Source organism: Polymorphobacter multimanifer (genome assembly GCF_014205635.1).
GTDB lineage: Bacteria > Pseudomonadota > Alphaproteobacteria > Sphingomonadales > Sphingomonadaceae > Sandarakinorhabdus > Sandarakinorhabdus multimanifer.
The window spans coordinates 132,606-157,137 of the sequence record NZ_JACIIV010000003.1; the positions used below are offsets into that span (position 1 = coordinate 132,606).

General features: G+C 66.0%; 15 protein-coding genes and 1 tRNA gene. 10 read left to right on the forward strand and 6 right to left on the reverse strand.

Going from position 1 to position 24,532, the window contains the following annotated elements; translation table 11 throughout:
• Positions 1-20: 20 nt before the first annotated feature.
• Complete coding sequence (locus FHS79_RS02795; RefSeq protein ID WP_184195029.1) at positions 21-584, reverse strand: hypothetical protein; 564 nt, start codon at positions 582-584, stop codon at positions 21-23.
• Between the two features lie 63 nt (positions 585-647).
• On the opposite strand from FHS79_RS02795, the gene FHS79_RS02800 reads away from it, so the two are divergent.
• Positions 648-724: transfer RNA gene (locus tag FHS79_RS02800), tRNA-Arg, on the forward strand.
• A gap of 208 nt (positions 725-932) precedes the next feature.
• On the opposite strand, the gene FHS79_RS02805 is transcribed toward FHS79_RS02800, so the two are convergent.
• Together FHS79_RS02805 and FHS79_RS02810 are read right to left on the reverse strand one after the other, a co-directional pair.
• The gene (locus tag FHS79_RS02805; protein WP_184195031.1) at positions 933-2,231 is read right to left on the reverse strand and encodes a tetratricopeptide repeat protein; all 1,299 of its coding nucleotides are present in this window, start codon (positions 2,229-2,231) and stop codon (positions 933-935) included.
• A gap of 9 nt (positions 2,232-2,240) precedes the next feature.
• Entirely contained in the window at positions 2,241-4,193 is a 1,953-nt protein-coding gene (locus FHS79_RS02810) for a HupA family protein (RefSeq protein WP_184195034.1), read from the reverse strand.
• Positions 4,194-4,333: 140 nt separating this feature from the next.
• Between FHS79_RS02810 and FHS79_RS02815 the strand changes: the two genes are divergently transcribed.
• Positions 4,334-4,999 carry a phosphoribosylanthranilate isomerase gene (locus tag FHS79_RS02815; RefSeq protein ID WP_184195037.1) on the forward strand — a complete coding sequence of 222 codons (666 nt, stop codon included), beginning with the start codon at positions 4,334-4,336 and terminating at the stop codon, positions 4,997-4,999.
• A gap of 33 nt (positions 5,000-5,032) precedes the next feature.
• Here the strand turns inward: FHS79_RS02815 and FHS79_RS02820 are convergent, their stop codons facing one another.
• Entirely contained in the window at positions 5,033-6,472 is a 1,440-nt protein-coding gene (locus FHS79_RS02820) for a CYTH and CHAD domain-containing protein (RefSeq protein WP_184195040.1), read from the reverse strand.
• A 192-nt stretch (positions 6,473-6,664) separates the two neighbouring features.
• Between FHS79_RS02820 and FHS79_RS02825 the strand changes: the two genes are divergently transcribed.
• From FHS79_RS02825 to FHS79_RS02845, 5 genes are all read left to right on the forward strand, one after another.
• Complete coding sequence (locus tag FHS79_RS02825; RefSeq protein WP_243452599.1) at positions 6,665-7,801, forward strand: hypothetical protein; 1,137 nt, start codon at positions 6,665-6,667, stop codon at positions 7,799-7,801.
• A 134-nt stretch (positions 7,802-7,935) separates the two neighbouring features.
• Positions 7,936-8,670, forward strand: a complete 735-nt coding sequence (locus tag FHS79_RS02830; protein WP_184195043.1) for an extensin-like domain-containing protein — start codon at positions 7,936-7,938, stop codon at positions 8,668-8,670.
• Positions 8,671-8,794: 124 nt separating this feature from the next.
• The gene (locus tag FHS79_RS19270) at positions 8,795-16,897 is read left to right on the forward strand and encodes a GH36-type glycosyl hydrolase domain-containing protein (protein WP_207792193.1); all 8,103 of its coding nucleotides are present in this window, start codon (positions 8,795-8,797) and stop codon (positions 16,895-16,897) included.
• Between the two features lie 773 nt (positions 16,898-17,670).
• Positions 17,671-18,738 (forward strand): UDP-glucose 4-epimerase GalE, encoded by a 1,068-nt coding sequence (gene galE / locus FHS79_RS02840; protein ID WP_184195046.1) that lies wholly within the window; start codon positions 17,671-17,673, stop codon positions 18,736-18,738.
• 267 nt (positions 18,739-19,005) lie between these two features.
• Positions 19,006-19,686 (forward strand): LuxR C-terminal-related transcriptional regulator, encoded by a 681-nt coding sequence (locus FHS79_RS02845; protein ID WP_184195049.1) that lies wholly within the window; start codon positions 19,006-19,008, stop codon positions 19,684-19,686.
• 21 nt (positions 19,687-19,707) lie between these two features.
• On the opposite strand, the gene FHS79_RS02850 is transcribed toward FHS79_RS02845, so the two are convergent.
• Positions 19,708-20,445, reverse strand: a complete 738-nt coding sequence (locus FHS79_RS02850; protein ID WP_184195052.1) for a class I SAM-dependent methyltransferase — start codon at positions 20,443-20,445, stop codon at positions 19,708-19,710.
• Positions 20,446-20,529: 84 nt separating this feature from the next.
• Positions 20,530-21,774: a glycosyltransferase family 2 protein gene (locus FHS79_RS02855; protein ID WP_184195055.1), complete on the reverse strand. Its 1,245-nt coding sequence runs from the start codon at positions 21,772-21,774 to the stop codon at positions 20,530-20,532.
• On the opposite strand from FHS79_RS02855, the gene FHS79_RS02860 reads away from it, so the two are divergent.
• Genes FHS79_RS02860 through FHS79_RS02870 form a run of 3 tightly spaced genes read left to right on the forward strand, consistent with a single transcriptional unit; the run spans position 21,755 to position 24,521 of the window.
• Positions 21,755-21,970: a hypothetical protein gene (locus FHS79_RS02860; protein ID WP_184195058.1), complete on the forward strand. Its 216-nt coding sequence runs from the start codon at positions 21,755-21,757 to the stop codon at positions 21,968-21,970. The two genes, FHS79_RS02855 and FHS79_RS02860, sit on opposite strands and share 20 nt — an antisense overlap.
• Positions 21,967-23,460, forward strand: a complete 1,494-nt coding sequence (locus FHS79_RS02865) for a lipopolysaccharide biosynthesis protein (protein WP_184195061.1) — start codon at positions 21,967-21,969, stop codon at positions 23,458-23,460. The genes FHS79_RS02860 and FHS79_RS02865 overlap by 4 nt, the downstream gene beginning before the upstream one ends.
• Positions 23,457-24,521, forward strand: a complete 1,065-nt coding sequence (locus FHS79_RS02870) for a polysaccharide pyruvyl transferase family protein (protein ID WP_184195064.1) — start codon at positions 23,457-23,459, stop codon at positions 24,519-24,521. The genes FHS79_RS02865 and FHS79_RS02870 overlap by 4 nt, the downstream gene beginning before the upstream one ends.
• Positions 24,522-24,532 lie beyond the last annotated feature (11 nt).

Here is a 24,532-nt window from a genome sequence, read left to right on the forward strand (position 1 = left end):
TCGACCGACCGGACCGGCGGCTAAAGTCCGCGGCGGCGGATCGCGTCCAGTGCCTCGAGCCGGGCGCGCAAGGCCGATGCGCGTGCCGCCAGGGCTTCGCCACCCTGCGCCTGGGCAAACACCGGCTCCAGCGAGGCAAGCGCTGAATCCTGCACCCCGAGCGGCTGAAAAAGGACTTCGAAGCGGCTTGCCTGCGCCTCGCTTTCGATCGCCTTCGCTTCGGCGCCAGCCGCGGCGATGGCGCGGCGGGCGTCGCGCTGGAGAACCGGCCATTCGGCCTCCACCCTGGCGATCTCGCTTTCGATTTCGGTGAGGCGCGCAGCGGCGTCGGCCGGAAGCGGCTGCTCGACAATCGCCGGCAGCCCGGCAAGTGCGGGCAGTTGTGGCGGCGCTGCCGGCGCATCGGGGCTGCATCCGACACAACGGCCGAGCGGCACCCGCGGCACCAGTGGCGACACTTCGTCGGCGCGGGGTGCAAGCGAGGGCCACCCCGGCCGCCTGTCGCGCGGTTCCGCCGCATCGTCGCTGGCGCAGGCAGCGAGCAGCAGGGCGGAAAGGGACAGGAAACGCATCGACATTGCCATCGCTGCTATCCTGCATGGCAGCGGTTGCCAAGCCCGCGCGGCTCGCCTATAGGCGCTCCCCACGCACCCGTAGCTCAGCTGGATAGAGCATCAGACTACGAATCTGAGGGTCGGACGTTCGAATCGTTCCGGGTGCACCATTTTCCAGAATTCAGCATTTCAGGCTGGCGTGCTCGGGGCGGAGTTCGCCTCGCAGCCCTTTGTGCGCGCCTGAGGGAAACACATGCATGCAGCCAGGGCGATGAGGCCGTGGGGGCCCATGGATTTGCCGCGCGTGTCGCTCGTTGTCACGAAGTACAGGCATCGCAGTGAACTGTGGCCTTCAGCTGATAACGTCTTTCACGGCGCCTAGAACGCGCGTCCGAGCCCGATCTCCACTGCTACGCGGGTGTATTGGAAGAGCTCGGTGTTGGAGGCATTGTGTTCGACCGACAGGCGCACCACCGGCGCCAGCCCGCGAACCGCTGCCTGGCGGAAGGTTCCACCGACCGCGGCGCGGACCAGCCATTCGCGGCGCGGCTCGGGGAACAGGAACAGCGGCGCGTCCGAAACGAAGCGCCTCGCGGCCAGCGAGCCGAAGACGGTGGTGCGGCCGACATCGCGGAACACCAACCCGGACAGCCCCGCCGATGTCGAGGCGAAGGCCGGATCGAGTGCGGTCTGCCGCGCGGCACTGGCGGAGATGGCGGCACCCGAGCGGGGAGCAAGCGCAAACTCATAGGATGACGCAAGCTGGTAGAGCGTGCCGTCCTGCAGGCCGTTGCGCGGAAAGCGGAGCTGGCTCACGCCGGCATTGAGCGTCACTTGCGCGGTGCGGCTGACCGGGCGCAACCAATCGAGGCTGACGGACAGGGCATCGGTGAACACCCGGCCGCCGAACCAGCGCCGCTCGCCGCCCAATGATCCGGTGAGCCGGCCGCCGCTGACCGCCACCCGCTCGAGGCCGATGCGGGAATCGATGCTGATGTCGTTGAACTGGTTCTGGCCATAGAGCCGGGCAGCCCCCGACACGCGCGGCAGCAGGTTGAGCCGCGTGCCGATCGGCAGCCGCGCAAAGGCCTGGCCGGTGGCGGCGAGCCCGACGCCCGAGGTGGCCACGGCATCGGGGCTGAGCTCGATGCTGTCGTTGATGATGCTCAAAGCGGTGGCGCGGTTGATGTTGGTGTCCGGCGCCAGCGCCAGCTCGAAGGTGCCGCCGAGCCGGGCCTGCGAGCGCAGCGCGGTCTGGAAGCGGTCCACCACCCGCGCCACATCGGGCGGCAGGCCGGCTGCTTGCGCCTGGCGAAGCTCGCGCGACGCGCCGCGATCATCGCCGAGCGCTGCGAGGATGCGCGCCAGCTCGAGCCGGGGGCGGGCGGCGTCGGGCTGCTCGTCCAGAAGGCGGCGCAGCCAGGCTGCGGCATCGCGGGGCTTGCCCTGCCGCTCGAGCAGCTGCGCGAGCCGGAACCGCGCTTCGTTGCGAATTGCCAGGTCGGGATCGCCGGCGAGCGCCCGCAGTGCGGCTTCGGCGTCGGCGATGCTCCCCTCGGCTTCGAGCTGTTGTGCCAGCTTGAACATCTGGGCCGGATTGAGCGTGGCGACGGTGGAGCCCGGCGCGGCGGCCTCCGCAGGCTGGACCAGAGCTGCCGCCAGCGCGGCTGCCAACATGCCGCGCGCCTACCGAAGCCGGCCGACGATGACGCCCTGTCCGACGACGGTGGTGGCAAAGGCGGGCGTCGTCACGGTGAAGGACGCGCCGATCTCCTCGCCGGTCGGGCCGAAGAACGTCCCCCGCAAGGCGCCACTGGTGTCTGCGCGGCCGCCGATGCCCGCGGTGAAATGATCGAGGAACGCGATGGCAGCGCCGATGCGCCCGTCGGTGAAAGAAAGTCCATCGAGGCGCGCGGTTTCGCCGGTCCGGGCGTTGGTGATGTCGTGCGTCATGCCGCCCGTGAAGCGTTGCGCGGCCCAGTCGAAGGCCAGGTTGGCGGTGCCCTGCAGTGTAAAGCGGTCGGCGGCTTCGCCGGTGCCCACTGCACTGCCATAGGACACGCCGGTGTAGGTGCCGGTGCCCTGGCGGGGCAAATTGTCGGCGAAGGTGCGCAGGCCCCAATAGCCGGAGCGGTCGACCCGGCCTGTCGTGGGCACGCGGGTCTCGATCAGGGCGAAGCTGGTGTAGCTGAGGAACAGCTCATCGTTCGTCTGCGCGGCGTTGTAGACGCGGTAGAGCCGATCGGAGCTGCCGTCGGAGATCCTGTAGGTGGTGAAGCGGGCATTCGATTCGGCCGCCACGCGGTTGCTGGCCGAAAGCGTGCGGCCGTCGCCGAGCGCGATGGTGCCGGCCGCTGGATCGATCCCGGCTTCGAACACGATGCCGGTCGGCTCGAATGTCGGCATCGTGAAGCGATCGGTGAAGCCGGGCTGGGCTGCGCCGAAATAGGTGATGCCCGCCTGGTTGCCGACAAGCTTGATGGCGCCGTCGTTCAACCCGGAGACGAGCGTTGCAAGGCTTTCGGGCGGCGGTGCTGTTTCGCGCGGCGAGCCGACGATCACGCCCAGGAAGCTCGTGCCGGCGCTGCTGTTGCTGCCACCCAGGGCGAGGCCGACTTCCGTTCCGTTGACCCCAAACATGCCGCCCTCCGCGGTGCCGGCGAGGCCTTGCACGATGCTCTCGCCGCGGAAGTCGAAGCTGCCCGCCAGTGCATTTCCGGTCGATGCCAGCGTGCCGCTCGCTGTCAACCGACCGGGCCGCTGCAAGGGGATCTCGTTCGCCGACAGCGCGAGCCGGCTGTTGGTAGCCAACTGGGCGGTCCATCGGTTCGTGGTGAAGTCGATCGACAGCAGGCCGCTGCCGACCGTTCGCGCCGTGCTGCCGATCGCCACCAGCTGCCCTTCGAGACCGACCCCGAAGTTGACCGTGCCCGACAGCAGCCGGTTTTCCGGCGCGATGCCAAGCACAAAGGCGTTCAATTCGACGGTTGCGCTCGTGCCCATGGTTTCGCTGCGTTCCCACAGGCCGCCGATCACCGAGCGGGTTCGCAGGCTGAAGCCGGCGCCGACGCGGGTGATGACCATCCGGTCGGTCGTGGTGCCATCGGTCGTGCGGTAGCCGATCGATTGAAAAGTCGAGGTCGCATTGTCGGTCTGTGAGGAGGTGAAGACCGCGGTGTCGGTGCCGGTCGACACCACATAGGCGTTGCGATCGGGATCCAGTGCGAATGTCAGCGCCGGCCGGACGATCGTGGGCGCCGCCGTGACGGCGCCGCGCGTGTAGGTAAGCCGTGCGCTTTTCGTCTGGAAGGTCTCGGCGAGGGGGACCAGCTGGTCGAAGGTGGTGTTGCGCGGTGCTGGTGTGGGGGTGGGTGTTGGCGTTGGCGTCGGAGCGGGCGTTGGGGTTGGGGTTGGGGTTGGGGTTGGTGCAGGCGGCGGCGTCGGAGTGGGTGCCGGCGTTGGGGTTGGAGTTGGTGCGGGCGTCGGAGTGGGTGCAGGCGCAGGCGTCGGCGCGGGGCTTGGCGGCGGGGCCGGCAGCATGCCGATGCCGCCGCCGCCTGTTCCGCCCGTGCCGCCGCCCCCACACGCCGCGAGCATGAGTGGCAGGACAGAAGCCCCCAAAAGCAGATAGCGCGACATCAATGCTCCCGTGTTCCCCACATATTGGTATCGCGTGCGGCTTGCGTGTCAATCTGGCCTTCAGCAGGCAATGGAATTGCGCCGGGACGTCCCTCCGTGGAAGACTTGCTCGGGGTTTTTGCCGCGTCTAACGCAGCGGCATGAGGACGCGCATCAAGATCTGCTGCATAGCATCGCCCGAGGAAGCCGAACTCGCCATTGCCGCGGGTGCCGATGCACTCGGTCTGGTTGCGGCGATGCCCTCCGGCCCCGGCCCAATTTCTGACGACATGATCGCGCGCGTCGCAGCGCAAGTCCCGCCACCCGTGGCGACATTCCTCCTGACCAACGAGACCAGCGCCGAGGCCATTGCCGATCATGTGCGCCGCACCGGTCCCACCGCCGTTCAGGTGGTGAACCATATCGCACCCCTGGAAGCCGCCCGCCTGGCGAAGCTGGTTCCCGCCACACGGCGGGTTCAGGTCATCCATGTGGAGGATGCCGGCGCGCTCGATCTGATCGACGCATATGCTCCGCACGTCCATGCCTTCCTGCTCGACTCCGGCCGCCCAGGCCTTGCGGTGCCGGAGCTGGGCGGCACCGGGCGGGTGCACGATTGGGACGTCAGCGCCAGCTTTGTCGTCAGGAGCAAACGGCCCGTGTTCCTTGCCGGCGGCCTCAACGCCGGCAACGTCGGCGATGCGATTGCCAAGGTGCGACCCTATGGCCTCGACCTGTGTTCAGCGCTGCGCACGAACGGGGCGCTCGATGCCGGCAAGCTGCAGGCTTTCATCGATGCGGTCGCGCGCGCCGACATGGCGCGTTGACGCCACGAAAACGGCGGTGACCAGGATTGCGCGCTACCAGAAACGTTTGGCATCGATCAGGCTCTCGAAGGCCCGCGCGGCCTTGCGGATCGTTTTGCGGCGGGGCCCTGGAGGGGGGTCGGCAGAAACCGCAATCCCCAGGCCGGCCAGCACGAGAGGCGCAGTCGCCATATCGTTCAAGGTGCCGAGGTGGCTTTGCACATCCTCCAGGGCGTCACGGAAGCGCTTGTACAGCCGCGTCGACTTTTTGGCGGTGAACAGGCTGCCCAGGAACTCGGTTGCATAGCGCAATTTTTTGGCGGCAATCCGCGTTTCGTGCCGGTCTTCATCGCTGATCTCGGCAAGGTCGGCACCTTTGCGCTTGAGCGACCGGCGCAGCTTGCGCAGCTTTTCCGAAGCAAAAGCCTCGATGGCTTGCTCTCGCGCTGCCGAAGTGCTTGCGGCCGTGCGCCACGCGCCGACGGTCAGCCACTCGCAAATGTCGAGAATGATCCGGCGGCCTTCGACATCTTCGAGCCTGGCAAGCACCGCGGCATAGGCACCATCGCGCGCCTCCACCACGCGACATCGCTGCTCGGCGGTCAACGAGGTTTCGAGGAGAACATCCAGATCGCGTGCCTTGCCCAGCACTGCCGCAAGCGCTCGCACGTCGTCACGCAAGGCGGCAAAACGATCGTCGGTGGCAACGTCCTTGAAAAGCGTCAGTGCCGAGCGCAGCCGGCGCAGTGCTACCCGCGTCTGGTGGAGCGCTCCGGGGTCCGAGGTTTCGAGCAGAACGGCCTCGTTCATCCGGTAGTGCCGCATGCACGACGCCATGATCACCTCGAAGGCCGCTTCTACCGTCATCGCTCGGTCAAGGACGATTGGTTCTGCCTTTGAAGCAGCGGCATCGGTGTCGGCGTCGCACAGACGGTAACCGCGTTCGGATTTGGTCAATATGCCCAGGCGCAAAGGCACCACGACATCGAGTTCGCGCGCCAGTGCGAACAAGCGTGCTATCGAGCCACGACGCAACTCGAATTCGATTTCATTGAGCGGCTTCGTGAGCCCGCCCCGGCAGACATTTCCAACGTCGATGGCACATTCGACCTCGGTGGCTTCGTCCGCCAGGATTGCCGTGGTTCGATCCACCTCGGTGCGAAACTTCTCCTCGATCTTGCCGAAGCCTGCCACCGGGTCGTCCGGTGCGATCACCGGAATGTCGCCAGCAATTTCACACTCGCTTTCGGCTCGGTTGAACAGCCCGGCGCCGTTGGCATCAGACTTCAGTGTCTGCAGTCGGCGCTCGCCATCATGGCGTATGCGCAACGAAAACCCCGCTGCGCGCAAGTCATTGTCCGCAGTGTCGAAATACACGGATCGCAGCGATCTGGTCTGGGAGACCTTGCTCGCTGCAGCAACGGCCGCGCGGAGCCGCTCGGCATCGCGACTGCGAAATTCGAGTTTGAGTTCAATTTCTCGTGGGGTTTTCATGCAAGCCTCGCGGAAGGAAACGCAAGCGGCTCGATCGGGTTCCGCAGGGCCGCCGCCAGGTGAAGGGCATGCGCCGTTCACTCGATACAATGTGCTCGCCTGCGCTACCAGTCGGAGCGCCCGTGCCGCGGTGACGCGACGGGGCCGGCCGCCTGCTCGACAATGCCAGGCACTTCCCTCAATGTCTGGCCCATGAAATCCTTGTCGCACGCTCAGCCTCTGGCCTGGCCGTTTCTGGCCTGGCCGGCCGTGGTGCTGGCCGGGGTTGCAGCACCGAGCCTGGCGATGCTGATGCTTGTGGATGCGCCGGCGCCGGCACCTTTGGCCCTGGTTGGCGGCCCCATATTGGCCGTGGGCCTGATGGGCGTCGGCATGATCGCCGCGGCCATTGCAGGGCGCCTGTGGATCGGCATCCTTCTTGCCCTGATGACCGGGGCCGGCCTCTTGCTGTTGGCACGTGCGCTGGGCATGCCGGCACTGCCACACCCCTTCTCGACCGGGCTTGCCTTCATCATCGCCAGCTTCAGCTTTGCCGCGCGAGGCACCCTGTTTGCCCGCACGGCATCCGCCGCCGCTTGCAATCGGGGCTGGTGGATCGCCGTGTTCGTGGTTGCCGGCGAGGCGGCGATGCTGTTGACGGCCTCGGTACTGCCGGGCGCCTTGCCGGACTGGCTTCTGGTCCTGCTGCCGGCGCAATGGGCCAGCGTTGCGATCCAGACGGCGCTCACCGGGACCGGCACGCGCGCGGCAAGTTCGGCGTTGCTCGCCCTCGCCGGCACCGCGGTGGTGACGCTGTTGGTGGCCCGGTTATGGCCACGCCGCTGGCCTTATGCGCTGATGTTCACGGCGTGGCTCGGCCTGTCCGCACTCGTCTGGCACCGTCCCGGCCCGCCGATGCCGCGCGCCGATCTCGCCATGGCCGCGGCATCGGCCGGGCCGATCGCTCCCATCGCGCTTGCACCCCCCGATGCCGCAACCGCCAGCGCGCTCGCCCGCGTTCGGCGCCAGCTCGAAAAATGGCCTGCCGCAGCGGAACCGGACTTGACCCAGCGCGCGCGCAACCTGCTGCTGATCGCCGCCGTGCCCGATCTCTACGACACCGAACCGCTGCAATCCCACCTGCCACTGCTGGTGGCGGCCGAATTGACCGCGCGGCTGCCCGCCGACAGGCGCGCCGCGATCCTCGCTGCCATTGCCGCAGACCCCACGGGCGGCAGCGTCGCTGCTCGTGAAACCCTGCCGCTATTGGGGTTGCCGGCCAATGTGGGGGATGAAGCACCGGTGCGGAACCGGATGGGGTTGTATGCAACACGGTTGCACGAAGAATAGTCGCCAACGAAACTGCCGTGCGCCTCCTGATGCCTTGCACTTCTGAACCTGAGTTTCGGAATACTCGTGCTTGGCAAGAGTGTGGCACAACAGCGCGGTGGTAACGCATCAACACTCTACGTCGTTGGGACGAGATGTTTCCTGACCATAATCTTCCCGCCGCCCGTTCGGGTGCCCGCACGCTCTGGATGGTCCTAGGAGCCGCATTGCTGCTTACCGGCTGCCAGGGCTCGCGGCTGGTCCGCGAATTTCCACCGACACCCCTGGCGCTCGATGCGCCGATCGGCTTGGCAACGAGGAGCAAGCTCGTGGCGCTCGGCGGCGACACACCGCGCTGCCTTGCCCTGCTCGATGCCGGCGGCGTGCGCCACAAGGTGCTTCCGCCGGTGCGGCAGGACCAGTGCGGCTATGAGGATGGCGTGCGGCTTGAGCGCGGCGGCGCGTTGCCGGTGGCGTTCAATCCCGGCGGGCTGGCGGTTGCCTGCCCGGTCGCGGCAGCGCTGACCATCTGGCAGCGCGAAATCGTGCAGCCGGCGGCACAACGCCATTTCGGCAGGGCCGTGACCGGCATCGATCATTATGGCAGCTTTTCCTGCCGGCGCATCAACGCGCGCAGCACCGGCGATTTCAGCGAGCACGCTTCCGCCCGCGCCATCGACATCGCCGGCTTTCGGCTTGCCGGTGGCGGCAGCGTGACGGTGCGGCGGGACTGGAACGGCGAGCCTGCACGCGCGGCCTTCCTGCGCGACGTGCGCGACGGCGGCTGCCGGCTGTTCACGACCGTGCTGTCACCGGACTATAATGCCTCGCACGCGGACCATCTGCATTTCGATCACGCGAAGCGCGGCTTCGGGGGGTTCTGCCGTTAAGGACGCTTGCCCCGGCCGCCAGCACTAGGCGCGAAGGGCAAATGCACGCTAGTGATGGCGGGTGATATCAGCCAAGCGACCAATCCTTGCCCGCCCGGTCCCCCATCGGGTGTTGACAGCCCCGGTGTGGCTTGATCCTGCGCCCGTCCGTTCCGACCTTTTCGGCCTGGAACGTCTGGAACTGCACGCACAGTCGCTGGCACGCGCGCACCGGCTCCAGCCGGGAACCCTGCGATCGAAGCAGTTGCTTGCCCGGCTCGATGAAAATGCCGTCGCCCTGCGCCAGACCTATCGGGAGACGGCGCTCGCGCTCGAGCTCGATCGACCGATTGCACCGGCGGCCGAGTGGCTGATCGACAATTATCACATCGTCGAAAAGCAGATCCGCAAGATCCGCGACGACCTGCCCACCGATTTCTACCGCCAGCTTCCCAAGCTGGCCGACGGCCCGCTCGCGACGCTGCCGCGTGTTTTCGGCATTGCCTGGGCCTATGTGGCGCATAGCGACAGCCTGTTCGAAGAAGACCGCTTCCGCCACTTCATCATCGCCTATCAGGAGGTGGAAGCCCTGACGATCGGCGAGCTTTGGGCGCTGGCCATTTCGCTGCAGCTGGTGCTGGTCGAGAATCTGCGCCGGCTGGCCGACCTTGCGATTGCCGACGAGAAAGACCGGTCGCGCGCCGAGGCCTTTGCCGACGCCCTGTTTGCGGCGCCCAGTGATGCCGTCGCACTTGCCACCCTGACGACCATCGACAATGTGCAGTCGCCGGCCTTCATCAGCCAGCTGGCATTGCGCCTGCGCGACGTCGACAACCGGAGCGAGATGGCGCGCCGCTGGCTCGAATCCCAGGCGGTTGCTGCCGGCAACAGCATTACCGCCATCGATACCGTCGCGCAGAACGCGCTGATCGCCTCCACGGCCTCGATCCGCAATGTGATCACGTCGATGCGATCGATCGCCGAAACCGACTGGGGTGACATGGTCGAATCGGTCAGTGTTGCCGACCGGGTGCTGCGCGCGGGCAGCAACTTTGCCGCGATGGATTTCGCATCGCGCAACCTCTACCGCAACGCGCTCGAGGAATTGTCGCGCGGGTCCGCCTATGCCGAAGATGGCGTTGCTGCTCGTGCCATCGTCCTCGCCAACACCCGGCTCAGCGACAACCATATCGACAAGGATCCGGGATTTTTCCTGATCGGCTCGGGTCGGCCGGAGCTTGAGGACGATATCGGCTTTGTGCCACCCGTCGACATCCGCTTGGCGCGCAGCATCCGCGAGGGCGGCATCCTAGTCTACATCGCCCTCGTCATGCTGGCCTCCCTGCTGCTGCTGCAGGCGCCGCTGATCGGGCTGGAGACGGCCGAATTGCCTGCATGGTGGGCCGCGCCGATGCTCCTCGCCGTATTGATCATGGCGATCGAGACGGCGACCGCGATCGTCAACCGCATGATGGCGACGGTACTGCCGCCGCGCATCATCCCGGCACTGGAATTGAAGGACGGTGTCCCCGCCGGTTTGCAGACGCTCGTCGCGGTGCCGATCCTGCTGGGGTCGGAGACCCGGATCCAGGCGGAAATCGCCAACCTCGAAATACACCATTTGCGCACGCGCGAGGATGCGGTGCGCTATGCGCTGCTGTCGGACTTTGCCGATGCGCCGACCGAGACGCTGCCGGGCGAAGCCGAACGGCTGGCGGAGGCGCATGCCGCCATCGCTGCGCTCAACCTTCGCTATCCGGTGGACGGGGGCGCCCCGCGCTTCCTGTTCCTGCATCGCCGCCGGCAGTATAATCCGGCGGAGCAGTGCTGGATGGGCTGGGAGCGCAAGCGCGGCAAATTGCACGAGCTCAACCGGCTGCTGCACGGTGCCACCGACACATCCTATTATGGCCCTGATGGCGGCTCGCCATCGGTGCCCGTCGGCGTCCGCTACGTCATCACCCTCGATGCGGATACGCAGCTGCCGACGGGCACGGCGCGGCGGATGATCGGCAAGATGGCGCATCCGCTCAACCGGCCGCGGTTCGACGTCAACCTCCGCCGCGTCGTGTCCGGCTATGGCATCATGCAGCCCCGCGTCACCGTGGCACTGCCGATCGGGCGCGGTGCATCGCGGTTCGAGGCGCTTGCCGGCGGCCCGGCGGGCATCGATCCCTATGCCGCGGCGGCGTCGGACCTTTACCAGGACCTGATCGGAGAAGGGTCCTTCACCGGCAAGGGCATCTATGAAATCAACACCTTCATGGCGTCGCTCGATGGCCGCGTGCCAGTCAACACGATGCTCAGCCACGACCTTTTCGAAGGGATCTACGCCCGCGCCGGGCTGATCACCGATGTCGAGGTCGTCGAGGACTTCCCCGTTCGCTACGATGCCGCGGTGCGCCGCCAGCATCGCTGGGTGCGCGGCGACTGGCAGCTGTTACCCTGGATATTCTCTTCGGACCGTTCGCCCGCCAGAGGATTGCCCGGCAATGGCCGTGCCAAGATGCTCGACAATCTGCGGCGTTCGCTAGTGGCCCCGTCGATCATGGTGGCGGTGGTCGGCGGCTGGATGATGCCGGCGGTCGCCAGCGCGCAATGGCTGCTGGCGCTGCTTCTGCTGATCGCCATCCCGCCGCTGCTGCCGCTGCCATCGCTGCTGATGGCAAAACGGCCACGCGACGTGCCGCTGCGCGCGCATCTGAATGCCATCGGCAACGAAATCCGCATTGCCATCAGCCATATCGCGCTGCAGTTGACGACCGTTGCCGACCAGGCCGTGCGCATGACCGACGCCATCGTCCGCACACTGGTTCGGCTGGCGATCACCCGTCGCAACCTGCTCGAATGGACGACCGCGGCTTCCGCAAGCGCGTCGCCCAATCCCGGCCTCGCACAGACCTGCTGGTTCATGGCGCGGTCCCTGGTCGTCACGCTTGTCGCTGCGGCCGCGGCCATCTGGTTGCAGCCGGCGATCCTGCCACTGGTCGTGCCGCTCGCCCTGCTGTGGCTGGCTGCTCCGGCCATCGCCTGGGCGATCAGCCAGCCGCGCCCCATTGCGACCGCACACCGGCTCGATGCCGATCAGCGCCGCCGGCTCGAAGACATCGCGCTGCAGACCTGGCGGTTCTTCACCGCGCATGTCACCGCCGAGCACCACCATTTGCCGCCGGACAATTTTCAGGAGACGCCGACGCCGATCGTCGCCGGGCGGACCTCGCCAACCAATATCGGCCTCTACCTGCTCGTCGTCGCGACGGCACGCAACCGTGGGTGGTGCGAACCGGCCGAGGCACTCGCCCGGCTGGAAGCGACCTTTGCGACTTTGCGCATGCTGCCGCGCTACCGCGGGCATTTCTTCAACTGGTACGACACCCGCGACCTTCGCGTTCTCGAACCTGCCTATGTCTCCGCCGTGGACAGCGGCAATCTTGCCGGGCACCTGATTGCATTCGCCAACCTGCTGGACGGATGGGACAATGACGCCGCGGCGCGGCTCGCGGCCGAGGCGCGGGCGATGGCGATGGCGATGGACTTCGCCTTCCTGCTCGATCCCGAACGCCTGCTTCTTTCGATCGGCTGGTCGGTCGCCGAAAATCGCCGCGATGAAAGCTGCTACGACCTGCTGGCGTCGGAGGCGCGGCTCGCCAGCCTGTTCGCCATCGCCAAGGGCGACATTCCGGCGAAACACTGGTTCCGGCTCGGCCGCAGTGCGACGACGGTCGGCAATGCATCGGTGCTGATCTCCTGGTCGGGATCGATGTTCGAGTATCTGATGCCTTCGCTTCTGATGCGTGCGCCCGATGGCAGCCTGCTCGAGACCTCGAACCGGCATGTGATCGAACGCCAGCGCGAATACGCCCGTGAAGCCGGCGTGCCCTGGGGCATTTCCGAATCCGCCTACAACGCCCGCGACCGGGAGATGACCTATCAGTACAGCAATTTCGGCGTGCCCGGGCTCGGCCTGAAGCGCGGTCTTTCAGAAAACCTGGTCATCGCCCCCTACGCCACCGGTCTTGCCGTCATGGTCGATGCCGAGGCGGCACTTGCCAATCTTGCAGCGATCGAGGCCATCGGCGGGCGCGGCGAATACGGCTTCTACGAGGCCATCGACTTCACGCCGGCGCGGGTGCCGAGCGGTGCCCATGGCGCCATCGTGCGCACCTACATGGCGCATCACCAGGGCATGGCGCTGCTGGCCATCACCAACGTCCTCGATGGCGGCCGGCTGCGCGACGCCTTCCATGCCGAGCCGATGATCCAGGCGACGGCGCTGCTCCTCCACGAACGGCCGCCGCGCGGCGTCGGCACCTTCCAGCCGCGTGCCGAGGAAATCTCGATCGCCGCGACCGACCGGCCGGCCGAGCCCGGTGCCGTGCGCACCTACAGCCAGCACCCGGAAGCCGTGCTTCCCGTCCACCTGCTGTCCAACGGCCGCTATGCGGTGCTGCTGACGAACACCGGTGCCGGCTACAGTCGCTGGAAGGGACTGGCGATAAACCGCTGGCGCGAGGATCCGGTCGTGGAGAACCACGGCAGCTGGCTTTATGTCAGCGACCATGAGAGCGGCGACTGCTGGTCGGCGACGATGGCACCGCGCGGCGGCAAGCCGACGCAATTCACCGCGACCTTCACCGAAGGCCGCGCCGAGTTCCGCCGCCGCGATGGCGTGCTGGCGACGACCACCGAAGTGCTGATCTCGCCCGAGGACGATGCCGAGGTGCGTCGCGTCTCGATCGCCAATCGCGGCAACCGCGCCCGGCGGATCGACGTCACATCGCTCATCGAACTGTCGGTCGGCGCCCAGGATACCGACCTCGCCCACCCGGCCTTTGCCCGCATGTTCGTCGAAACCGAGCAGCGTGACGGCCCGGTCCTGATCGCTCACCGCCGACCACGCAGCAGTGGCGATCCGTCGATCTGGGTGGCCCATGTCGCCGTCGTCGAAGGGGACGCGGTCGGCCCGGTCGAATGGGACACCGATCGCAGCGCCTTCATCGGTCGCGGCCGCGCGGCCGGGGACCCGCTGGGCCTGGCGATGCCGCTCGGCGGGCATTGCGGCACGGTCATCGATCCGGCGTTCGTGCTGCGCTGCCCGATGTCGGTGGCAGCCGGCCAGACGGTGCGTGTCGCCTTCTGGACCATTGCCGCTGCGTCGCGCGCCGAGTTGCTCGATGCCATCGATCGGCACCGCGACGCCAGTGCCTTCGATCGCGCCGAGCTGGGCGCCTGGACCCAGGCACAGATCGAACGCCGCTTCCTGCGGCTCGATCCCGGCGATGCAGCCGATTTCCAGCGCCTCGCCGGCCATATCGTCAACGCAGGTGCCGTCCACGCGCCGCCGCCGGCGCTGGTCGCCGCTGCGGCCGCGCCGCAATCGGCACTGTGGGTTCATTCCATTTCGGGTGACCTGCCGATCGTCATGGTTCGCATCGACGACCCGCGCGACATTGCCGTGGTCGTCGATATCCTGCGCGCCTTCGAATTCCTCCAGGCGCGCTTTCTGGCCTTCGACATCGTCATCCTCAACGAACGCCGCGCCTCCTATATCCAGGACCTGCAGAACGCCATCGACGATGCCGTCCGCGCCGTCCGGGCCCGGCCGGCGCCCGCCGGGGTGCGTGGCGACGTGTTCACGCTGCGAAGCGACCTGATGCTCGAACAGCAGGTGACAACGCTGCGTGCGTTGAGCCGCGTCGAGATATCGGCGCGGCGTGGAAGCCTGCGCCGGCAATTGCAGCGGCCCGAGCCGGCACTGGCAAGCGTTCCTGCGCCCGCCCCGACGGGTGGCCCCGACCATGGCACCCGACCCGGACGTCCCGCCGATCCGGTGCTGCCGACCCCCGAAACGCTCGAGTTCTGGAACGGCAGCGGCGGATTCCATGCCGATGGGACCGAATATGCGATCATTCTCGATGGCCGCGAGGCAACGCCCGCACCGTGGATCAATGTCCTCGCCAATCCCGAGTTCGGCTGCCAGGTGTCGGCCGACGGATTTGGGGCGATCTGGTCGGGCAATGCCCGCGAAAACCAGCTGACACCCTGGTCGAACGATACGGTTTCGGACCCGCCCGGCGACATGCTCTACCTGCGGGATCTCGATACCGGGCAGGTCTGGTCACCCACCCAGGCACCGGCGGGCACCGGCGGCCGACGCGCTACGCGGCACGGCTTCGGCTATAGTCGTTTCCATTCCGCCGGGCACGGCATCGAGAGCGACCTGCTCGTCCATGTTCCGCTCGATGCACCGCTGCGGCTGGCGCGCCTCACGCTGCGCAACCTGTCGGACGTGCCGCGGGCGCTGTCGGTCACCGGCTATGCCGAGTGGGTGCTCGGCCAGGCCCGATCGAAGACCGCAGCGCACATCGTGTCGGAACATGACGCCGAAACCGGCGCGCTCTTCGCCCGCAACCCGTTCGATCCCGACAATGGCAGCCGCATCGCCTTTGCCGATCTCGGTGGATGCCAGACGGGCTGGACCTGCGACCGTGCCGCATTCATCGGCCGCAGCGGCAGCCTGGCCTCACCGGCGGCACTGAACCACGACACGCCGCTGGTCCCCACCGCCGGCGCCGGGCTCGACCCCTGCGCTGTCCTGACCACGGATGTGACCCTCGCCCCCGGCGCTTCCTGCGAGCTGGTCTGGACGATCGGCCAGGCCACAGATCGCGACGCGGCGCGGGCCCTTGTCCGCCAGTGGCGCGAGACCGATCTCGATGCCGAGATGGATCGCACCACGGCGCATTGGCGCCGCACGCTCGGCACTGTCGAGCTTCGCAGCCCCGATCGCGCGATGGACATCATGCTCAACGGCTGGCTGCTCTACCAGGTGCTCGGCTGCCGGGTCTGGGGCCGTGCCGGCTTCTACCAGGCAAGCGGCGCCTATGGCTTTCGTGACCAGCTGCAGGATGGCGGCGCACTTCTGCTGGCCCGCCCCGACCTTGTTCGCCCGCATCTGCTGCGCGCTGCCGGCCGCCAGTTTCGCGAGGGCGATGTCCAGCATTGGTGGCTGCCGGAAAGCGGCCGCGGCGTCCGCACCCGCATCTCCGACGACCGCGGCTGGCTGGCGATCTCGGTCGCCGATTATGTCGAAACAATCGGGGATGCCGCCATCCTCGACACACCGATCGCCTTTCTCGAAGGCCGGGCGCTCGAAGCCCAGGAGCATGATGCCTTTTACCTTCCCGGGACCAGCGCCGACACCGCCTCGCTCTATACCCATTGCGCGCTGGCGCTCGACCAGTCGGTGGCGATGACCGGCGCGCTCGGCCTGCCGCTCATCGGCGGCGGCGACTGGAACGATGGCATGAACCGGGTCGGCGAAGGCGGCGAGGGCATGAGCGTCTGGCTCGGATGGCACCTGATTCACGCCATCAACCGCTTCGCGCCGTTCGCCGACGCGCGCGAGCCCGAGCGTGCTGCCCGCTGGCGTGCTCATGCCGAAAGCGTGCGCGCCGCGATCGAGGCGGTTGCGTGGGACGGCGAATGGTATCGCCGCGCCACCTATGACGACGGCACCTGGCTTGGCGCCGCCGACAGCGACGAGTGCCAGATCGATTCGATTGCCCAGACCTGGGCAGTGATCAGTGGCGCCGGCGACCCGGTGCGGGCGGCACAGGCGATGGGGTCGGTTCGCCGCCGCCTCGTCGACCGCGAGGCGCGGCTGGTCAAGCTGTTCACACCGCCATTCGACAAGACCGACCACGATCCCGGCTATATCCGCAGCTATCCACCGGGCCTGCGCGAGAACGGCGGCCAGTACAGCCATGCCGCGATGTGGACGATCATTGCCGCGGCACGGCTGGGGGACGGCCGCGGTGCTGTCGACCTGTTTGCCCTGCTAAACCCCATAAACCACGCCCTGACGGCCGCCGACGCGGCGCATTACCGTGTCGAGCCCTATGTCGTCGCCGCCGACGTCTATTCGGTCGACCGCAACGCCGGGCGCGGCGGCTGGACCTGGTACACCGGCGCTGCCGGCTGGATGTATCGGGCCGGAATCGAACATGTTCTCGGACTGCGCCGCGCCGGCGATACCATGCACTTTGCGCCGTGCCTGCCCGATGACTGGCCCGGCCTCACCGTGACGCTGCGCCTCGGCGAGGCCGAATATCGTATCGAGGTCGAACGCGTCGAGGACGGCCGGCAACCATCTTGCACGCTGGATGGCGCGCCGCTGGTCCTTGCCGTCGGCGCGGTGGCATGGTCGCTGGCGCCTGGCATGCACATTCTCCATGTCTCCATCTAGCTTTCCCGCGCCAGGCAATGGCTGGCTGAAGTGGATTGGCTGAAGACACCGCCGCCGACCGGCTGCAGGTGCGCTTCGCAAGAGGGCGCAAGCGTCAGTAGGGGCCGGCGCGTCCCTGGGTAAGCACGACCGGGAATGTGCCGCTGCCGCTTGTTCCAAACGCTGCCGGTAATTCGGGCAACATATTCGTCGACAGTGTTCGTTTGCAGCTCGCAAGACCGACCTTGATGCCAATTCAACTACACCATCACTACCCGCAGCGAGCCTTACACTGATCGATATCCAGTTTCCGGACGGCAACGCCGGCTCGTCGCACTGGTGAAAGGATGGGCTGGATTGCCATTGGCTTGATTACGGCTTCTCGACTCAAGTCGAAAGCAACGGGAGTCGGCCCCCGTATCGATGCTCCAATCGTCGAGTGGTCTGCCAGTTTCAGCAGCACCGCGCTGTCCAACCGGTGTGGGAACCGAACGTGCGTTCGTTGAGCGACCGTCCGTCCGTTAAAAGGGTGCCCCACGGCCCCGCTTCTTAACGATATGACAAGTATGTGATTATGAATGCTTATCCGGACAGATGAGCAGCTCATGCGTTTGCGAACAATTATCGGCAGGAGCAGGGAACCAAATCAACAAAGGTTAACAGCAGACGATTCAGGTTGCACAAGCACAACTATACTAAAGAGAGTTTGCACGAATCGTCAGTTCATGGTTTCTTGTCCAAATAGTAATGAAGATACGCCGGGGGGCCAACACACTATACAGGGGACTGGGGCGATGACGTATAGATGTTCCGGCATATCCGCCTCCCAAGAACGGCAGCACATACTGGTGACCGGTGGGGCGGGGTATATTGGCAGCAATACAGTGATCGCCCTCCTTGAGAACGGTTATGCCGTGACGGTCATCGACGACCTGTCGTCGAGCGACGGCAGCCTCATTCCGGAGGGTGCAAGGTTCGTATTCGGGTGCGTGGGTGATGCCGCGCTTGTGGCCACGATCCTGAGGCAGACCCGGGCGTGCGCGATCATGCATTTTGCAGCATCGATCAGCGTGGCACAGTCATTGAAATCGCCGGCGCCATACTACCGGAACAACTTGTCGGTCACGATCGACCTTGCCCGCGTCGCAGCCGATGCCGGCGTGCGGGCGATGGTGTTTTCGTCCACCGCCGCAGTCTATGGGGAGGGCGACGGCTCACCGCTTGCCGAGGATCGCGTGCTGGCGCCGATCAACACCTATGGCCGCAGCAAGGCCATGGCAGAATCGGCCCTGGCCGACATTGCCAGCGCCGGCGGCATGGCTCTGGGCATCCTTCGCTACTTCAACGCTGCCGGAGCCGATCCGGCGGGACGTGCCGGACAAGCGACTGCGGATCCGCATCATCTGATCGAGGTCGCGACGCATGTTGCCACCGGTACGCGTGACGCAATCGCCATCTTCGGCAATGATTATCCGACACCGGACGGCACGGCGGTGCGCGACTATGTCCATGTCGCCGATATCGCCGCCGCGCATGTGCTGGTGATGCGCGATATTCTCCAGGCCCCGGCACAGCGGACGTACAATGTGGGCACGGGCCGCGGTGCGAGTGTCCGCGAGGTCATCGATGCCGTGGCGCGCGTGGCGGGAGCCCCCATCCCGGTGCGAATGGCACCACGGCGCCACGGGGACCCGGCGATCCTGATCGCGGACAGCAGCAGGCTCGCAACCGAGCTCGGCTGGCGTCCGCGCTATGGGCTGGACGATATCGTTCGCCATGCGCTGATGTGGGAAAGGTCGCGTGCTGCATATTCGGCCACGGCGTCGGACGCCCGCGCGCGACTGGTGGGGATTGCATCATGACGCGGAGGATCCTCGTATCTGCCAGCGCTTCCGTGCGGCATCTCCGCGCGTCATCGAACACAAGGGGGTTAACAGTATGACAATATCTTTTACAGATTTATTGAGTATAATCCGCTCGCTAGATGTTCCGAGTTTAACTGATTCGGGTGCGTGACAGCGCAGTTGGTTATGAGTGCAGCGTATTAGTCAGGCTGGACGCACCAGGAGGACTACCGCTCATGCGGTGGTGTTGCGACCTTAGCTGATAGTCAAGGGTGGGGTACGATTATGGGTCAATTTGTAAGCATTGCCATTGTTGGCAAAAACACAATCGTTCGCGAGGGGCTGAAGGGAATTCTGGCGGAAAATGGCTTTCAGGTCGTTTCGACGAATGCCGATTGCCTGGGCCTGGCGAAGGCCGCAGCAGACCAGCCGGAGCTTGCGATCGACATCGTGATCATCGATTCCGCCTCGGCGCTGGACGGCAACCACAGTTGCCGGGATCTTCGGACCGCGTTTCCAAATGCGCGGATCGTGTTGATGGGTGACGATATCAGCGTCAAGACCACGTCGGAGGCACTGTCGCTCGGAGCCGATGGCTATCTTCCCAAGCACATCTCCTCCGAGCCGCTGGTCTGGTCGCTGCAATTGATTGCTTCGGGCGAGAAAATCCTGCCTTCGCAGACCGTCCATGCGCTGATGGCCTCGTGCTGGCGGCATGAAGAGCGCGAACTCATGGAGTTTTCGAACGACATCGACCTGTCGGATCGCGAGATTGCCGTGCTGCGGTGCCTGACGCGCGGCGATGGCAACAAGCAGATCTCGCGCGAGCTCTCGATCACCGAAGCGACGGTGAAATTCCATGTCTCGGCGATCATGCGCAAGATCGGCGCGCTCAACCGCACGCAGGCGGCAATCTGGGCGGTATCGCAGGGCGTGGCGGAATCGAAGTTCGCGGCGTCCGCTTGAAGCGGGCGCTGCGGGACGCCGCTATTTGACGGCAAGGAAAACGGTCTCGCCGCGAATGAGATTGTGGTGAGCGCTGTCCGGACCGTCCGCCGTGAACTCGCGGCATTCGAAGTGCTGCGCGATGATCCGCTGGCGGACATCGGCGCCGAACCAGCGCAGATGGTCCCATTGGCCGAAATGGCGTTCCCGCTCCTGCGGCGTGCTGATCGACTGGTTCTCATATGTCTTCGGCCATGCTTCGATGACCGGCATCATGATGACGATCTGCCCGCCCGGGCGCAGCACGCGGCGCATCTCGGCCAGTGCACGCTGATCATCGACATGCTCGAGCACATGGGAGCACAGGATCCGATCGAGGGATTCGTCGGGAAGCGCCAGATTCTCGATATTCAGGATCTGGTCGGCGCGCCCGGGCTCGAGATCCGCAGTTGCATTGCTGGCCGGCGACTGGTCCGCAACCAGCTTCACCACGATCGCATCGGGAGCGAAGTGAAGCACATGCTTGCCGCGCATGTCGACAAAGCCGCGCTGCATCGCCAGCGACAACAATCGGTGCCGCTCCAGCGCGCCACAGGCGGGGCACCGCGCATCCAGCCGCAGGCGAAGGCCGGTTGATTCGAACTTCCCCACGAAGCCGCAGCAAGAGCAGGTGCCGACCGGCCGACCTTCATGCGCCGCCAGGGCTGCCTTGAGGAACATCCGGTCCTTCGGATCGAGCAGCGCCCGAACCATTTTCAGGTTTTCCTTGATCTTGACCATAACCCCACCCCATGCATGCAAATTGAATATCCGGTCGGCACCGCTGACGCCAGTCTACCAAAGACGAGTGTTTCCGCCGATATACTATACGAACGTCGGATGACTTTCGTTCAGCCCAGTCGACGCGACGGGTGCAGATTCCACGGAGCGTTCGCGCAGGGCATCGTCAATGGCCTCCGGGCTTCGCTTCACGGCGTGCTCGACCAGGATGCGCGCGGTTCCCACGGGCCCCGCCACAGCCGCGAGAAGTTTGCGCGCATCGCTCCGGACATTCGGCGAATCGCGGCGCAATCGCCACAGCACGCCGCGCAGGATTGCCCGCACAATGGCACCGCCGGCGTGGTTGTGGAGGCTGCGAAGCGCGCCGAGGATCGGGGGTGCGAGGGCCCCCGCGAACCCATGCTTGCCGCCCAGCACACGCGCGCAAATTGCCGTCTCGACGCTGTGAAGCGGCGTGTCCAGGCCGATGGCTGCCGCCGCGCGCAGGTCCTCGATCGCCCGGTCCCAAAGGTCGTGACGGGCATGGACACAGGCGCGCTGCAGCCGGGCCGCCCGCTGGCACAACACCTTGTCGGTGCCTTCGAACAGGGCTTCGAAGACCGGAACGGACAGGAGACCGGCGTTCGTTTCGAAGATGCGCCGGTCGAAGCGACGCCAGATATCTTCGGCACCCGCCACGGCGTGCCGGGCTGCCGAAGGACCTCGCGCGCCATCGTGCTTGCGCTGGTCGAAGACCGTGGAATCGACATGCAGGGCACGGTGTCGAAGGGCCAGACGCACAAACATTTCATAGTCTTGCGACCGCAGGAAGGTTTCATCGAACGGCCCGACATCGCGGTAGCAGCGGCGTCGCACCAGTGCTGCATTCTGCATCACGAAAGCGTCCTCGAGGAGGTGCCGCAGGACCGAGCCGGTTGAAAGGTCGGGCCAATAGCCGGTCCCCATGGCGATCCGACCGGCGACGGGGTCCATCCGGAATCGCTCATGGCGGCCGAAGACGAACCCGGCACCGCTCGACTCCAGTGCGGCGAGAAGCGTGCCCACCGCACCGGGGCGCAGCAGATCATCATCGTCGCAGATCCAGACATGGGCGCCGTCGGTCAGCGCCAGCGCCCGATTGAGTGCTGCGGACTTTCCGGCATTGGCCTGGCGTACGTAGCGGACCCGCGGTGCCAACGCGGCGACAACCTGGGGCGTCGTGTCGGTGGAGCCATCGTCGACGACGAGAATCTCGTCATCTTCGCCGGCCGACGCCATGACGGCGTGGAGCGACTCGGCGACAAGATCGGCCCTGTTGTAGGTCGGCATGATGAACGAGATGCGTGTCATCGACGTCCCTCTGAATCCGTTTGCCACCGCTCGCCTGGCCGCAGCCAGCAGCGCTGGTGCTGCCATGCGCACCGCTGATGGCTTAGCGGCGCCGACGGCCTGTGAATACATAATTCATACTTTTATGCTGCGCGTCGCTGCAATCTATACTATAAGGCCAACGATCATTGGCGGGGCGAAGATGCTGTTTCGATGAAGGACCTTTTGACCCGGGGAGCATTCTGGCTGGCTGCCACGCGGCTGCTGGTCACCGTGATCGGCTTTGCGAGCACGGTCCTGCTTGCCCGGTTGCTGATGCCCGAGGATTTCGGGCTTGTTGCCATCGCCATCACCGTGGCGGCGCTTGCCGGATCGGTCAGCGAATTGTCGCTTTCTTCGGCGCTGGTCCAGCACGAGAATCCGCAGCGGCACCATTTCGACAGCGCCTGGACGTTGAACATTTTGCGCGCGGCGCTTCTGGCGGCGGTGCTGGCGGCGGCGGCCTGGCCGGTCGCAGCACTTTATGGGGACCAGCGGCTGGTCGGCATCATGCTGGTGATCGCGGGGACGAGCCTGCTCGGTGGCTTCGGCAACCCCAGGCTTGTCGTCTTCACCCGCAATCTCGTGTTCCGGCAGGAGTTTGCGATGGGCGTCTCGCAGAAGCTGCTGGGCTTCGTCGTCGCCCTTGCTGTGGCGGTGATTTACAAGAGCTATTGGGCACTGGTCGCCGGCGGCGCAGCGGCGCAGTTGCTCGGGGTGGCGCTGTCGTACGCGTTGCTGCCCTACCGGCCTCGCCTGCGGCTGCGCGGCGGGCGCGAGCTGTTCGCCTTTTCGATGTGGCTGACGCTTGGCCGGGTCGTGAACACGGTCAACTGGCGCTCCGACCAGCTGTTCATCGGCTATTTCCTCGGCAGCAATATGCTCGGTCAATACAGCTTCGGGGACAATCTTGCCGCCCTGCCGACGCGCGAAGCCACGTCGCCGGTCGCGCAGACACTGTTTCCGGCCTTTTCGAGGCTCACGCACGACAGGGAGCGGCTGCGCGCGGCCTATTTGCGCGGGCAGTCCCTGGTGTCTGCCGTGGGACTGCCGATCGGCTTCGGCCTGGCGTTGATCGCCGAGCCGCTGGTCGTGCTGGCGGTGGGGGACAAATGGTTGCCGGCGGTGGTTGTCATCCAGATACTTGCCGGCGTTTTCGCCCTGCAGACCTTGTCCTCCAGCCTGCAGCCGCTGGCGATGGCATTGGCGGAAACGCGCAGCCTGTTTCACCGCGATCTCGTGAACCTCGGCATTCGGTTGCCGCTGATCGTCATCGGGCTGGTGACGGGTGGACTGATCGGCGTGCTGCTCGCGCGGGTGGTCAGCGGCCTCAGCGGCATGGCGATCAACATGGCGCTGGTTCGCCGGCTCATCGGCATTCCGATCGGCGAACAGATTGCCGCCAACAGTCGCTCGCTTGCTGCAACCGGGATCATGGCTGGCGTGCTTGCTGCGTTGGTGCACGCTGGCGTGGCAGCCGCCGCACTGCCAGCACTCGCGGCGGTGATAGCGGCGGGGGCGTTCACCTATGTCGCGTCCCTGGCCCTGTTGTGGCTGGTCACCGGCCGGCCTTCCGGCCCTGAAACCGACGTCGTGGCACTCGCTGGCACCTTGGTCGCACGTTTTGCCATGCGGCCGCGCGTGCAACCTGTGACATCACCGCAATGACCGCCATTGCAAATGCCCGCGAGGAGCCTTTGCAAACGGCGTTGCAAAGGCTGATCGACGATGCGCTCGTACCGCTGATCAACGGGCACGCAGAGCATATCTGCCTGATCGATCCGCCCGGTCATTCGAATGTGGGTGATCAGGCAATTCTGCTCGGTGAACTGAGCTTCCTTCGTCGCCACTTCCCGCAAGCGCGCATCTCGTTCTTCGATGTCGACAATTATTCCTCGCTTTGCGACCGCTTCATCGAGCGGAGCTCGATGATCCTGTTGCATGGCGGCGGCAATTTCGGCGACATCTGGCCACGACATCATGCGCTGCGCCTGCGCATTCTCGATCGCTTTGCCCACAAGCGGATCGTGCAGCTGCCGCAGAGCATCAGCTTTGTCGACCCCGAGACGCTTGCGGCAACAAGCGCGGCGATCGCTCGCCATCCCGACTTTCATCTTCTCGTGCGCGACCATGCCAGCGCCAGCCTGGCCAAGGCCAACTTCGATTGCCCGGTCATTCTCGCCCCCGACATGGCCTTCTGCCTCGATCCGCTGGCGCGCACCGCACCGAGCACCGATATCTTCTGCCTGCTGCGGACCGACAAGGAGGTCGCCACCGACCATCGCCAGCTGCTCGCGGCATTGGCGGCCTCGGGCAACAGCATCGAGAGCGGCGACTGGATCGGCGAGCCGATCGAGCGGGTGAAGCGGCTGGATCGGTATCTTTCGCGGCACTGCCAGGTTCGCCCGGGCGCGGCCTGGCTGGTCAACGCGCCGATGCTACGGGTGCGCGAGGAATATGCGCGCCGCCGCCTCGGGGCGGGCGTGGCCATGCTCAACCGTGGCGGTGTCGTTGTCACCGACCGGCTGCACGCGCATATCCTTTCGTGCCTGCTCGGCATTCCGAACTATGTCTTCAATTCCATCGACGGCAAGGTGGCCGCGTTCCATTCCGCCTGGACCCACCGCTTCCCCGATGCCCATCGCATGGAGTCGGTGGCACAGCTGCGCGACCATTTTGCGGCGCAGGGCACTCGCCCGGTCACCCCTGCGCTCGAGGTCGTGAAGTGACGCTGTACCAG

Excerpts from the sequence above, each read along its gene's own strand:
- FHS79_RS02795 (WP_184195029.1), bottom strand. The coding sequence starts at position 584 with ATGGCAATGTCGATGCGTTTCCTGTCCCTTTCCGCCCTGCTGCTCGCT.
- FHS79_RS02805 (WP_184195031.1), bottom strand. The coding sequence starts at position 2,231 with ATGTTGGCAGCCGCGCTGGCGGCAGCTCTGGTCCAGCCTGCGGAGGCC.
- FHS79_RS02810 (WP_184195034.1), bottom strand. The coding sequence starts at position 4,193 with ATGTCGCGCTATCTGCTTTTGGGGGCTTCTGTCCTGCCACTCATGCTC.
- FHS79_RS02815 (WP_184195037.1), top strand. The coding sequence starts at position 4,334 with ATGAGGACGCGCATCAAGATCTGCTGCATAGCATCGCCCGAGGAAGCC.
- FHS79_RS02820 (WP_184195040.1), bottom strand. The coding sequence starts at position 6,472 with ATGAAAACCCCACGAGAAATTGAACTCAAACTCGAATTTCGCAGTCGC.
- FHS79_RS02825 (WP_243452599.1), top strand. The coding sequence starts at position 6,665 with ATGAAATCCTTGTCGCACGCTCAGCCTCTGGCCTGGCCGTTTCTGGCC.
- FHS79_RS02830 (WP_184195043.1), top strand. The coding sequence starts at position 7,936 with ATGTTTCCTGACCATAATCTTCCCGCCGCCCGTTCGGGTGCCCGCACG.
- galE (WP_184195046.1), top strand. The coding sequence starts at position 17,671 with ATGACGTATAGATGTTCCGGCATATCCGCCTCCCAAGAACGGCAGCAC.
- FHS79_RS02845 (WP_184195049.1), top strand. The coding sequence starts at position 19,006 with ATGGGTCAATTTGTAAGCATTGCCATTGTTGGCAAAAACACAATCGTT.
- FHS79_RS02850 (WP_184195052.1), bottom strand. The coding sequence starts at position 20,445 with ATGGTCAAGATCAAGGAAAACCTGAAAATGGTTCGGGCGCTGCTCGAT.
- FHS79_RS02860 (WP_184195058.1), top strand. The coding sequence starts at position 21,755 with ATGAACGAGATGCGTGTCATCGACGTCCCTCTGAATCCGTTTGCCACC.
- FHS79_RS02855 (WP_184195055.1), bottom strand. The coding sequence starts at position 21,774 with ATGACACGCATCTCGTTCATCATGCCGACCTACAACAGGGCCGATCTT.
- FHS79_RS02865 (WP_184195061.1), top strand. The coding sequence starts at position 21,967 with ATGAAGGACCTTTTGACCCGGGGAGCATTCTGGCTGGCTGCCACGCGG.
- FHS79_RS02870 (WP_184195064.1), top strand. The coding sequence starts at position 23,457 with ATGACCGCCATTGCAAATGCCCGCGAGGAGCCTTTGCAAACGGCGTTG.